Origin of the sequence: Phocaeicola coprophilus DSM 18228 = JCM 13818 (assembly GCF_000157915.1) — a bacterium.
Lineage (GTDB): Bacteria > Bacteroidota > Bacteroidia > Bacteroidales > Bacteroidaceae > Phocaeicola > Phocaeicola coprophilus.
In genome coordinates, this window is the sequence record NZ_EQ973632.1 from 343,268 (window position 1) to 355,181 (window position 11,914).

Annotated in this window: 12 protein-coding genes; all 12 read right to left on the bottom strand. The window is 52.7% G+C overall.

From position 1 onward, the window contains the following. Positions 1-14: 14 nt before the first annotated feature. The 12 genes from gmd to BACCOPRO_RS03115 all read right to left on the bottom strand — a co-directional run bounded on the left by gmd (position 15) and on the right by BACCOPRO_RS03115 (position 11,884). Positions 15-1,094: a GDP-mannose 4,6-dehydratase gene (gene gmd / locus BACCOPRO_RS03060; RefSeq protein WP_008140815.1), complete on the bottom strand. Its 1,080-nt coding sequence runs from the start codon at positions 1,092-1,094 to the stop codon at positions 15-17. Positions 1,095-1,122: 28 nt separating this feature from the next. Next, entirely contained in the window at positions 1,123-2,355 is a 1,233-nt protein-coding gene (locus tag BACCOPRO_RS03065) for a sugar MFS transporter (protein ID WP_008140817.1), read from the bottom strand. Between the two features lie 15 nt (positions 2,356-2,370). Next, entirely contained in the window at positions 2,371-2,823 is a 453-nt protein-coding gene (locus tag BACCOPRO_RS03070) for a lipocalin-like domain-containing protein (RefSeq protein WP_246497785.1), read from the bottom strand. A 54-nt stretch (positions 2,824-2,877) separates the two neighbouring features. Next, a complete protein-coding gene (locus BACCOPRO_RS03075) occupies positions 2,878-4,377 on the bottom strand; it encodes a capsule assembly Wzi family protein (protein WP_008140821.1) in 1,500 nt (499 codons plus the stop codon). Between the two features lie 170 nt (positions 4,378-4,547). After that, complete coding sequence (locus tag BACCOPRO_RS03080; protein ID WP_008140823.1) at positions 4,548-4,988, bottom strand: BT0820 family HAD-type phosphatase; 441 nt, start codon at positions 4,986-4,988, stop codon at positions 4,548-4,550. Next, positions 4,985-5,473, bottom strand: a complete 489-nt coding sequence (locus BACCOPRO_RS03085) for a helix-turn-helix domain-containing protein (RefSeq protein WP_008140825.1) — start codon at positions 5,471-5,473, stop codon at positions 4,985-4,987. The genes BACCOPRO_RS03080 and BACCOPRO_RS03085 overlap by 4 nt, the downstream gene beginning before the upstream one ends. A 90-nt stretch (positions 5,474-5,563) precedes the next feature. Beyond that, complete coding sequence (locus BACCOPRO_RS03090; RefSeq protein ID WP_008140827.1) at positions 5,564-6,634, bottom strand: porin family protein; 1,071 nt, start codon at positions 6,632-6,634, stop codon at positions 5,564-5,566. Positions 6,635-6,657: 23 nt separating this feature from the next. Beyond that, entirely contained in the window at positions 6,658-8,019 is a 1,362-nt protein-coding gene (gene porM / locus BACCOPRO_RS03095; protein WP_008140829.1) for a type IX secretion system motor protein PorM/GldM, read from the bottom strand. 9 nt (positions 8,020-8,028) lie between these two features. Continuing rightward, positions 8,029-8,544, bottom strand: coding sequence for a type IX secretion system motor protein PorL/GldL (gene porL, locus BACCOPRO_RS03100; protein ID WP_040311084.1), 516 nt, complete (start codon positions 8,542-8,544; stop codon positions 8,029-8,031). A 102-nt stretch (positions 8,545-8,646) separates the two neighbouring features. Then, positions 8,647-9,915 carry a carboxypeptidase regulatory-like domain-containing protein gene (locus tag BACCOPRO_RS03105; protein ID WP_008140832.1) on the bottom strand — a complete coding sequence of 423 codons (1,269 nt, stop codon included), beginning with the start codon at positions 9,913-9,915 and terminating at the stop codon, positions 8,647-8,649. Between the two features lie 24 nt (positions 9,916-9,939). Further along, positions 9,940-11,172, bottom strand: coding sequence for a YjbH domain-containing protein (locus BACCOPRO_RS03110; protein WP_008140834.1), 1,233 nt, complete (start codon positions 11,170-11,172; stop codon positions 9,940-9,942). Next, complete coding sequence (locus BACCOPRO_RS03115) at positions 11,150-11,884, bottom strand: YjbH domain-containing protein (protein ID WP_040311086.1); 735 nt, start codon at positions 11,882-11,884, stop codon at positions 11,150-11,152. Before BACCOPRO_RS03115 ends, BACCOPRO_RS03110 begins: the two co-directional genes overlap by 23 nt. Positions 11,885-11,914: the final 30 nt, after the last annotated feature.

Genomic DNA, 11,914 nt, shown 5'->3' on the forward strand with positions numbered 1-11,914 from the left:
AGCATGATATCTTATTAATCTAATTGAGCTTTCAGATGCAGTTTTTTCACGAAGCGCATATCGTGTTCCACCATGATGCGCACCAGTTCACTGAACGGAGTCTTGGTGGGGTTCCATCCCAGCAGTTCACGTGCCTTGGTCGGATCACCCAGCAGCTGTTCCACTTCGCAGGGACGGAAATACTTCGGATCCACTTCCACCAGCACTTTGCCGGTAGCCGTGTCGATTCCTTTCTCGTCCACGCCGCTGCCTTCCCATTTCAGTTCAATGCCCAGGTAGTGGAAAGCCAGCGTACAGAATTCCCGTACGGTATGCATTTCACCGGTGGCAATGACGAAATCTTCCGGAGTTTCGTGCTGCAGGATCAGCCACATACATTCCACGTAATCTTTGGCATATCCCCAGTCACGGCGGGCATCCAGATTTCCCAGATACAGCTTGTCCTGGAATCCCTGTTTGATACGGGCTGCAGCCAGGGTGATTTTGCGGGTCACGAAAGTCTCTCCGCGCCGTTCACTCTCGTGGTTGAACAGGATACCGTTCACGGCAAACATCCCGTAGCTCTCGCGGTAATTCTTGGTAATCCAGAATCCGTATTGCTTGGCCACTCCGTACGGAGAACGCGGATAAAACGGTGTCGTTTCCTTCTGCGGAACTTCCTGCACCTTTCCGAACAGTTCCGAGGTAGAAGCCTGATATACCCGGCAAGTCTTTTCCAGACCGCAGATACGCACAGCCTCCAGCAGGCGGAGTGTTCCCACAGCATCCGCTTCAGCCGTATATTCCGGCACGTCGAATGACACCTTTACGTGGCTTTGTGCAGCCAGGTTGTAGATTTCCGTCGGATGAATGTCTCCGATGATTCGGATCAGTGAACTGGAGTCCGTCATGTCTCCCCAGTGCAGGTTCACCAGACGTTTCTGTTTCATGTCGCGCACCCATTCATCCAGATACAGATGTTCGATGCGTGCCGTGTTGAATGAAGACGAACGGCGGAGAATGCCGTGTACTTCATATCCTTTTTCAATTAGAAATTCAGCCAGATAGGAGCCGTCCTGTCCGGTGATCCCGGTGATCAGAGCCACTTTTCTCATGGTTTCATATTTTAGAGGTTATTCTTTTCTATTGTTTCTTCCGGGGATAAGTCACGGCATACAGCGTGATGTAAAGGAAACATCCCAGCGGTACGACAAATCCCAGTGCCATCGATGCGTGGTCGGCAATGTATCCCATGGCCAGCGGTGCGACAGCTCCACCTACGATCGACATGATCAGAAAGGAGGAAGCCCGTTTGGTATGGGTGCCTGTTCCCCGGATCGCCAGGGCAAAGATAGTAGGAAACATGATTGATTCACACAAAAAGCAGAAGAAAAATGCACCGATGGCCGACATTCCGCTGCCGAAGAGAATCAGAATCATGGTCACTGTTGCTCCCGCTCCGCAGAACACCAGCAGCCGTTCGGCCCGTATGAATCTCATGATCCAGCTTCCTCCCATGCGTCCGGCCATGAACATGCTCATTCCTCCGAACGACAGCCACAGCGAAGCTTCCCGTGCCGTGATGCCGGCATGTTCCGTCACGTAGTTGATGAAAAAGCTGTTGATACCCGTCTGGGCTGCCACGTAAAGAAACAGGGCGACCAGTCCCCACGTAAAGTTCCGGTGACTCCAGAGCGAGCCGGCAGCTTCTCCGCCGGTCTGTACCTCCGTTTCTGCCGGCTGGTTCATGCCGATCTCCGGCAACCGGATCCGGGAGAAGAAAAGAGCCACCAGCAGCACGATAACCCCGATGATGGCATAAGGAGTCGAGATGCTTCCGCTTTCCCCGTTTTCAGAAAACAGAAACAGACCGCCTGCCAGCGGTCCGCAGATCCATCCCAGTCCGTTGAACGACTGAGCCAGGTTGATGCGGCGTTCTGCCGACTCCGGTTCTCCCAGTACGGTCACGTACGGATTGGCGGCAGTTTCCAGACAAGTCAGTCCGCAGCCGATAATAAAGAGAGAGAACAGGAAGAACTCAAAACTCATGATCCGTTCTCCCGGAATGAAGAGCAGGGCACCGATGCCGTACAGCAGCAGTCCCGTAAGCACTCCTGCCCGGTAGCCGTAGCGCCGGATAATGTTTCCGGCAGGCAGGGCCATCAGGAAATACCCTCCGTACACTACTGCCTGAATCAGGGCAGACCGTGTCCTGGTGATTCCCAGTGCATCTTGAAAATGCTTGTTCAGTACGTCCAGAATACTGTGGGCAAATCCCCACAGAAAGAACAGGGAAGTGATCAGAATAAACGGCAGCAGAAAGTTCTTGCCGTCCCGTGTCTGTACCAGCTTCACCTTTTCATTCGATTGTTTCATAATCAGATTTATTTTTTAGAAACGCTTCAGGGTCAGTGTCGCATAATCCGATTTCAGGATCAGCCATTTCCCGTCTGCCTTGATGACGTCGAAAGTCGTATCCGTACTGTCCAGTCCGAAGGGATGAAGCTCTTCCTGCGTAGCCGGACGTGAATTTTCCGGGGTTGCATAGGTACTCATTTCTTTCAGGGTGACGGTATTCGTCTCCTCGTCATAGCGGTACCGTCCCCGGAACGAACCGGCTCCCAGATCTCCGCCACGTTCCGATACCTCTGCCACCCAAAGCTGGATGCTGTAATAGATACGGTTGCAGGGATGAGTTTCTCCGTCCGCCTGTGTGGTGAACTCCAGCAGTTGCCAGAATCCTTCTATGTTGCTGTTCATCGGAGCTTTCTTGCAGCCTGCCAGCAGACAGAGCAGCAGACAGACAAGCCCGTAGTGCATTGTTCTTTTTATCGTTGTCTTCATATCTTTCAGGTTTTTACATTCAGTGATCATTTGCCGGTCCGTTTCCGTTCCGCTTTAGAACTTTCCCGTCTTTCGCAGGGTGATCATTCCTCCGGTGGAATTGCCCAGGTAATTTCCCCGGTCCATTCCCAGAGCTACGGAAGCACTCCATCCCTTGAAACGTTCCGGAGCATATGTCACCTCCCACAGCGAACTGAACTGCTTGCGCTGCTTGTCCAGCGGGTTTTCATACGTACCCCAGTGACGGGCAAATGAAATCAGTACCCGCCAGTTCCATTCCTCAGCCGGCTGTCCGGTCAGTCCCAGATGATGCGCCCGTACCCGGTTGCTTCTGAATGTGATTTTTCCGTCGTTGTAAGCCGGTCCCGGCAGGAGAGGATTTCCCATGCCCATGCCTGCATGCTGCCAGGCTCCGTACAGATAGTGATTGTAATAACTGTCGCAGGCGCTGATCTGATATTCCGGGAATTGTCCCCAGAATCCGTCGTACAGCAGCGGACCGCTCTGATCCTTCGTACACAGCCCTTCCCAGACAGCCGTACTCAGCCAGCGGTTTTTCGGGAGAGTCACTTCCAGACCGATCAGACCGTCCTTCCAGCGTCCGTATTCCCAGAACATCTGCGACGTATCCTCAAAATAATGCTCCAGATAAGCCCGCAGTGTCCAGTCACCCACATAGCCGTTCAGGGCGAAGTTCCAGCTTCCCAGCATGTTGCCTTCCACATTCACCTGTTCTCCCTCCGGAGTATCACTTCCTCCCGCCTGTGGGAAGAACGCCTTCCAGAAAGCTTTGGCGTTGCTGGGCATGTCCAGTGTCAGCTTGCCGCTTCCGTCAGCCTGCTTCTCATACTGATCCCCGCCGAACTGTGTGGCCATCAGCAGACCAAATTCAAACTCCACCGGCAGTTTCTCCCGGTTTCCCAGCCGGAGCAGCAGCGACTTGCTGTGATACAGCAGATCCTGAATATATTTGTTTCCCGCGGCAGTAAACTCCTTCTGCCACTTGTTGTCCGTAAAGGCACCGTATGCCAGATGGCCCTTGAAAGCCAGCCATCCGCCCGTACCCGGGACATTCAGATAATCCCTGATGTCAATCCGCACCTGGGGTACCGGACGCGCATTCGGTCCTTCCACCATAGCCCCACTGCTCAGAGACGTATTTCTTTCCAGAGGAAAAGCCCCCCGTTCCTTGCTTCCGATACTCAGCCGGAGCGCCTTCCATGTCAGATCCGCATAAGCCTGCTGCACCACGAAACCCATACCTCTGGTATCCGCTCCGTGGTTGACCGTGCCGGCCAGATCCAGGGCAGCATCAATCTGCCATCCTTTATTTAAAGTCTGATGATATCCGATTCCAGCCCGCAGATATCCGGAGTTCGGAGCTGTAGTACCCAGCCCGTAGCGGTTGGATGTGAACCACAGGGGAGCATACGTGCCCGTTCCCGCCGTGGCACCTGCCTCTATGCGATATTCCCATTCCGGCGATTGGCCGTGCGCCTGTCCGTAAGCCGTGCAAACCGTCATGCAGAGAATTCCTACATATTTCAGTTTCATTCCTTTATAGTTTGGTTAAGTTTTTACTTCAGAACCGCAGTTCCGTTACACAATTCTCCGCAAAGATGCAAAAGATTTCTTACTTTGCCAAACAATCCCTTTCCTTTCCGGCTCCTCTGCCGTTCACTGGCTTTTTCCTGCCGCCCGTATGCGGCCTGTCAGAGGGTCATTCAGGAAAACAGTTTTCCCAGCAGCCCTTTGCGCTTTTTCCGGTCCTTTTCCCGTCCGGTATCATCCGCCAGACAGTCCGCTACCAGTTCGTTCAGACTGATTCGTTCCTTGACGATCCGGTAAATGATTCCCCAGTCCATCATTCCACCCAGGTTTCTGTCGTCAATGAACAGATCCGCCTTCAGCTTGCGCGAGAAATGATCATGTCCTGCCTTTTCCTCCGGATAGTTCCGGTTCACCGCATAAAATTCCAGTCCCCGGGCCTTGCAGAATTCCACTGCTTCATCCAGCAGCCTGCCTTCCCGCACACTCCACAGGATCAGCCGGTGTCCTTCCCGCTGGAGCGTTTTCAGTGTCTCAATGGCGAACGGCAGCTCTCTGCCGATTTCCGGATACCGGTGTTCCACGATTGTTCCGTCAAAATCTATTGCAATAATCATAACTGTTTCAGGTTTGAAAGTTCCATGCCGATCAGGGTCGGCTCCGTTTTCAGGTTCTTGTCCGTCGGTCCGGTTTCTTCCGTCTCTTCCGTCTCATTCATCTCGTCAAGCGGATAATACTGCTGCCGGTACTCCGCCGGTGTACAGTGATACTGCCGCTGAAAAGCCCGGTAAAAAGTACAGCGCGATTCGATGCCGCACATCCGTGCGATCTCGTCCACCGGATAATTCATGTACTCCAGCAACAGGGAAGCTGCGTATTTCATCCGCATCCCTTCGATCAGCTTCTTGAGCGTCTTCTCCTTGGAGTATTTCCTTACGGCCATGCAAAGATACTTTTCGTTAGAATCCAGAATTTCCGACAGGCTTACACGGTTCAGCCCTTCCCGGGTGAAATTGTGGTTTTTCTGCAGGAATTCCAGCAGTTTCCGGTACGTATATTGCAGCAGAGCCGGACTTACCTTCAATTCTTTTTTTTCTTCCATAGTCAATACAGTTCTCGTTTTTATACAACCGGAGCCGGTCTGCCGGCTGGGCTGACCGGCTCCGGTATTTATTCAGGAAACTTCATCGGCTTATTCGCTCATGAAAATGATCATGGCAGCCGCCTGAGTCTTGTTCACATATCCCAGTTCCTCAGCAGAAGCCGTCAGGATACGTTTCCGGTCGATGCCGTACTTTTCAGTCAGCACTTTGGTGATCGCATCCACACGTTTCTGTTTCAGTTCCTTTTCTAAAGCTACATCTGCCTGAGAGTCGGCAAACGGCACTACACTGATGCTGTTCGGATGATCCTGCATCCATACGCCGATGTCATCCAGCTTCGCAGCTTCCTGTTCGTTCAGGTAGTCGCCCATGGTGTCAAACTGAATGTTGACAGCCGGCATTTCACGCATCGGTTCCAGTACCACCTTCTTTCTGGCATCCACCACCTTCGATTTTTCCAGTTCGTTCTGCAGACCTTCGATCTGAGCTCTCATGTCGTTGATCTGCTGGTTCATCCGGTCAATTTCTGCACTGTTCACCGGTTTGGCAGCCGCCTCTTTGGACTTACCTTTGCTGATGTTGTCAAACAGGTTGTTGAACGAGTAGGTGATTCCTGCGCTCAGATAAGCCGAAACAGTCAGCTTGTCCTTGTCGTTCACGTCATAATATTTCGGCTGCAGGGCGATTCCCGGTTCCACGTACACGCTCCATTTCGGAGTGATGTTGTACACGGCCTGGATACCCAGATTTCCGGTCAGGATATTCATGTATGAATATTTCTGCAGGATATCGCCGAATTTATGGTGATAGAATCCCATGCCCAGCACGGCATTCAGGTTAAACGGTCTGTATTTCTTGCCTCCATACAGATGAGTCATGTAGGTCAGATGACCACCGAACACCTGTCCCCGGCTGTCCGTCAGCAGGTGAGTGTTTCCGGCCACACCTTCCAGTTTCAGTCCTGCCCACGGATTGATCCAGAGACCGGCACCGATTTTTCCGGTAGCAGTGACATATCCGTCCGTGTTCATGAAAGCCTCCGTGTTTACGCCACCGGTCACGAACCAGTTGTATTTGTGGAATGTTTCCGTCTCTTGCGCGTTGGCACCCACGGTGATCAGGGCAGCACAAGCTGCCAGTATCAAACTTTTCTTCATCATTTTCAGTCAATCATTAAAGTTAGTTACATGGGGATTACGTTCAGGGAAACCACCTGGCGTGCAGGGCTCAGATTACCCTTCACGGTGATGTTTGTAAAGAACAGCTTGTCCCCTTTGACTACGTTTCCGATCATTTTCTTCATTTCTGCGGTCAGTTTTCCGCTGTTGGCATGTTCCGTCATGACGGTCTTGTTTCCGTTCTTGATGACGATCATGTCAAATCCGCTGATATGCTCCTTCGTGTCGATACCGGCTTCCATTTTCAGCTTGATTTCGCTGATGGTAGCCAGTTCTCTGCCGTTCAGAGGCACATTGCTTCTGTACTCTCTCACTTTACCCTTCTCGGTTGTATACGTCAGGTAAGGAGCAGGAGCGGGCAGCTGCATCACCTTGTATGAAGTTCTGGCCAGCACCTTGCCGTTCTGCCGGATGGTGAGCGTTGTTTCCGGATGCTTTCCGTCGGGGACAGCCACATAGTGGTTACCCGCCTTCTTCACGCGTCCGCCGGTCATGTCCACCTTCACGTCTCCGGCCTGGCTGGAAGCCACGGTGATGTTGATCACGTTCTCATAGTTGGCAAAGAGCGGAGCCTTGTTTTCAGCGAAAACCATGGCCTTGATCTGTCCGTTGTCTTCTTTCACCACCCTGGCAGCAGCTTCAGCCTGTCGGTTCCTGTTGTTCTGCTCCAGCTGGTTCACCAGCGCCTTGATCAGGTTGTTGTCAATGTCCACTGTCGGAGTCTGCACGGTCTGCAGGCTGTCGTTTCCAGTCTGTCCCATGCCCTTGAGTGTTTCGTTGACAGCCAGCCATGCATCCTTTTCCACCTTGTTCAGCATCATGAAAGCCCCGATGGTCGGCAGGTTGTCGAAGTGCTCCTTCTCCCAGTTGTTTCCCTCTTTCAGGGGTTGGGTAGCGAGAAGATTCTCCACATAGCCTTTCACGTTCGGGTCCTGAGTCAGTTTCAGACAGGATTCCTTCAGCTGTTCGATTTTGTTTTTCAGCAAGGTTGCCTTTTCCATGTTGTTGCCCAGCATCACGGTTTCCACGGCGTTCAGGTCATCATCGGCATCCATGCCCTTTTCGGTCAGGCTGTTCCGTTTGGTCTCTTCCTTGATTGCCTTTTTCAGATCGTCAATCAGTCCGGCCATTTCGTTCGCCTGTCCTTCCAGCAGTTGTGCCTGTTCCGCCATTCCCCGGTCAGCTGCGGCCTTGCTCAGTACGCTGTTGTACGTTTTCAGTCCTTCCACATTCCGTTGCATGTCTTTGCTGGCCGTATGGAAACCGTCCAGAACATCACTTGAAATGTTGATAGCCAGCATGGCGATCAGGATGATGTACAGCAGGTTGATCATTTTTTGCCTTGGAGGCAATTTATAATTAGCCATAGTCTGTCATTAGTTCATTGCGTCCAACATCTTTTTGTACTTCTCGTTCAGTGCGGCGATTTCGTCAGCCAGCTTGCGGGTAGATTCCTGCATGCTGTCGGCCGATGCACCGTTCTTCAGCTGTTTGATTTGAGCTTCGTACAGATCGTTGAGCTTGTTGATATAGAGTTCGTTCAGCGTGTCTACATTCTTGTTCAGTTGGTCGATAGCCCGTCTGCAGGCAGCACTTTTGGCAGTTGTTTTTCCGACGTTGCTGTTTCCCAGTTTCGGATCCGTAACAGCGTTCTTGTCGTTCAGCACCGGATATACCCGGTCCCATTTGTACTCGCGGCTCGGTTCGTCGAAAGCAGAGATAAAGAAGATAAACACTTCGGTACACAGACCGATCATCAGAAAGACATTGTCATACGGTGCGTGCATGATTTTCATCACGGCGCCCAGAATTACCAGACAAGCTCCCCAGCAGTAGCATACATTATAAAAGTTCTTTCCGGCTCTGCTGGATAAAAAAGATTTCAGTGACATATTTTTTATAATTAAATTAGGTCAATTCAGTTCATAAGGGGAGGGCGTCCTTCTTGCCGGACCGCCCCTCCCGCTTTTTCATCAATCCGTTATTTCCGGTTCTTACAGCGAAGCAGTGCTTGTACCGCCTGAGTGCTGGTTGGCAGTTTCGTTGCGGTAGCTGAATACAGAACCGGTATACTTCTTCAGTTTCACGGTCTTGCTGCCGTTGTTCATCTTGAAGGTATAGTCCACGTTGCTGTATGCACTCTTCACGCTCCAGTACATGATGCTGTTGCCGCTCACGTTGGTCTTGGTAGAGTAGCTCACTTTATATACGCCGGAAGCACCTTCTGTTGCTGCAACGGCATTGTTGATCAGTGAGGCCAGTCCCTTGTCGCTTCCCATTACGCTTTCCGGAGTAGTGGTGTAGCTCCATCCCATCGGAGCTTCGTAGCTGATCTGGATGTCAGTCAGTGCAGCGAAGTTACCGCTGTTGTCCACCTTGCCTTCAGCACCTTCAACCACTTCCGTACCTGAACCGCTTTCCTGTCTGGTCGGAGTGACACGGAATGAGTAGTCACCGCTCAGTGTACCGTCTGCCAGTTTGAACTGGTAGCTCTTAGTATTTGCATCATAAGTAGCTTTACCCAGCTTTTCAAAGCCCTGGGCATCTGCTCTTGATCCGGCAGCTTTCTTGTAAACCACTACATCTTCAAAGTTGGTATTGCTGGTAGTCGGGTTGCTGACAGCAATGATTGCATTCTTTCCGTCCACATCCTTGCTGGTTTCCACATACACGTTCATGATGGAAGTACCGTCCTTGATCTGGCTTACGGTAGCAGCAGCCTGTTCCGGCACATACGGAGTAACGGTCACTTCAGTCTTGTCTTCCGTGATGGCATCGTGCGGCACTTCCACACCTGCTTCCTGGATATCCTCGATACCGTCAACGACAGCACCGTCTGTTACCACGGTTGTATCGTTGTTCTTGTTCAGCGCTACGGCAGCCGACTTCTTGGTCAGGTTCAGGCTGATGGCATAGCTGTCACGGTTGCTGGCACCCGAAGGAACCGTTACGCTGGATTCAGCGCTCAGGTATCCGTCCTTCTGTACGGTGATGGCATAAGCCTTCTTGTCGCTTACAGCCACTCTGAACTGTCCGGTTGCATCCGTTGTTACGGCTTCAGCACCTTCCACAGTGACGCTGGCACCTGCCAGTCCCTGGTTGTTTTCCATTACCTGGCCCACGATGTAGTATTCCACCACATCCTTGATCGGGTCTTCGACCTCCTCAGGAGCCTTTTCGTTGTCACTCACAGAACAAGAACTCAATCCGGCTCCGGTTGCCATCAGCAACAGAGCCATTGCATAGATTTCTCTCTTTTTCATTTTTGTTTGTTAAAAAATTAATGATTAGTTGTTTGTATGTTTGATTAAAAAATCCTTGATAAAGTCCGGCTGGTAGAATCCCTTGCTGCGGTTTTCCCCGGGCTGTGTCTGGTAGTCCCTTCCCAGGTTCCGGTCGATGTATTCTCCCCAGGCCACCATGCTGTAGGTGTATGAGAAATAATCCGCCGGTTTCACCCGCATGCCCTTCCAGCGCTTGTATTTGCGGCCGGGCAGGGGAATGGCAAAGCTGAATCCCCCGTTCACCATGCCGCCCGTATAGATTCCGTACAGGCCCACGGTATATTCCCCGAAGTGGCGTGTCAGATCCCCCTTCACTCCGTAGTCACCATATACGAAGCGGTTCCCCTCCACGGTCACCTCCGTGTTCCATACCGGGATATACGCCCGTGCATACACCCCCGCATTCACTTTCGGCCGGTTGGTCACCGTCCATCCCTGGTTGTCGATGAGCGAGTAGACCGTCAGTCCCAGCCGTCCTCCCAGTTCCCACCGTCCGTCCCGGTTTCTCCACGAAGCCTTCACCTGGCCCCCCATGCGGTGGTTGGTCAGCAGTCCCGCTTCTATGGTCGTTCTCCAGTTCCGTTTCCAGTAGAAGCCCTGTTTCAGAGCCACCACACCCGGACGGATCTGCTTCAGTTCCCCCTGCTGGTTGCCCACGATGGGGAAGATCACCTGTGCCGTCAGTTCCGCCCCTTTCCAGAGCGGCATTTCCAGTGCCGGAGCCAGCGAGATGCTGTACCGGTACAGCTTGTCAAAACTGGTATTCTCCAGAAACACCTGCGGATACACGCACAGATCCGGTTTCCAGCTGCTGCGGTTCCGTGTTTCCGTTCCCTTCAGCGCCTTCAGCGCCTCGTCCGTTTCCGTATCCAGCGTCATGGCCCCGAACACCTCCTTCAGTCCGCAGTTTCCGGCGCGGTAACTCTCCGCCACCTCTCCGGGCAGACCGATCCGGAGCACCGGGATCCCGTTCTCGTCCGTCACCACCAGAACCGTTTCCTGACCGGCCGTTTCGCAGGCCAGTGCCGCTTCCACTGCCTTTCCCACGCCCTCATAGCTGCTCCGGTAGAGCCGGTCTTCGAACGAAGCCACCCAGCCCTGTTCCGTACGCACCGCCTTCACATTCTCCATGCCCGCCGCTTCCAGCTTCTCCGCCAGTTGCGCCCGTATGTTTCCTGCCAGTCCCGTCAGGGCTGCCAGCAGGATGAACCGTCTAATGCCACAGTGTACATTCATATCTCACTCCTCCTGCTATGCAGTCAAAACCTTCCGTAAATGCATTCAGCGACAGGTGCTTCCACAGCTTTGCCGAAAGCCCCAGATTCACCTGGTGCGTATCATATTCCGCCATGACCGACAGATTCCGGCACCACACCGGGCTGAACGACACACTGCCGAACACCCCGTCCTGCAGGACGTTCCGGTCACCCGTCCATCCCAGGTATCCCACTGTCAGCATCAGCACGTTGCCTTTCAGATCCAGATGCTTGGTAGCCACTCCGTAGATTCCCCGGTAGTAATTATTTCCCAGATTTTTGTACGGGTCGTGCGCCCCGATGGACAGGGCAGGGCGGTATTTCCCTTCCTTCAGCACCCGCACCTTCAGCGAGAACGAGCGGTCCTGCTGGTTGAACTTCGGCTTGCTGGTCATGTACGTTGTTTTCAGCAGCGTTTCGCGGTAAGCCAGTTCCAGAAAGGAAAACAGGGTGAAGTCCACGAAGTAGTTTCCCGTATGGTAACCGAAGGGATTTCCCTTCTCCGGCATGAAGTTTCCTCCGATCATGAATGTTCCCGTTTCGTTCATTTCCGCTGTCGGAGCCATCAGTCTCCCCGTCATGCCCAGGTTGAACTGTGCCTTTGCTTCCGTAGCGAATCCCGGCCCGCAAAGGAGAGTGGCCAGGATTCCCGCCCGCAAGAGGCAGCCTTTTCTCAATTTCTTAATATGCATTCTTTTCTCCATGTACGGCGTTCGCCACAG

Coding starts and splice junctions, on each gene's coding strand:
- gmd (WP_008140815.1), bottom strand. CDS start 1,094: ATGAGAAAAGTGGCTCTGATCACCGGGATCACCGGACAGGACGGCTCC.
- BACCOPRO_RS03065 (WP_008140817.1), bottom strand. CDS start 2,355: ATGAAACAATCGAATGAAAAGGTGAAGCTGGTACAGACACGGGACGGC.
- BACCOPRO_RS03070 (WP_246497785.1), bottom strand. CDS start 2,823: ATGAAGACAACGATAAAAAGAACAATGCACTACGGGCTTGTCTGTCTG.
- BACCOPRO_RS03075 (WP_008140821.1), bottom strand. CDS start 4,377: ATGAAACTGAAATATGTAGGAATTCTCTGCATGACGGTTTGCACGGCT.
- BACCOPRO_RS03080 (WP_008140823.1), bottom strand. CDS start 4,988: ATGATTATTGCAATAGATTTTGACGGAACAATCGTGGAACACCGGTAT.
- BACCOPRO_RS03085 (WP_008140825.1), bottom strand. CDS start 5,473: ATGGAAGAAAAAAAAGAATTGAAGGTAAGTCCGGCTCTGCTGCAATAT.
- BACCOPRO_RS03090 (WP_008140827.1), bottom strand. CDS start 6,634: ATGATGAAGAAAAGTTTGATACTGGCAGCTTGTGCTGCCCTGATCACC.
- porM (WP_008140829.1), bottom strand. CDS start 8,019: ATGGCTAATTATAAATTGCCTCCAAGGCAAAAAATGATCAACCTGCTG.
- porL (WP_040311084.1), bottom strand. CDS start 8,544: ATGTCACTGAAATCTTTTTTATCCAGCAGAGCCGGAAAGAACTTTTAT.
- BACCOPRO_RS03105 (WP_008140832.1), bottom strand. CDS start 9,915: ATGAAAAAGAGAGAAATCTATGCAATGGCTCTGTTGCTGATGGCAACC.
- BACCOPRO_RS03110 (WP_008140834.1), bottom strand. CDS start 11,172: ATGAATGTACACTGTGGCATTAGACGGTTCATCCTGCTGGCAGCCCTG.
- BACCOPRO_RS03115 (WP_040311086.1), bottom strand. CDS start 11,884: ATGCATATTAAGAAATTGAGAAAAGGCTGCCTCTTGCGGGCGGGAATC.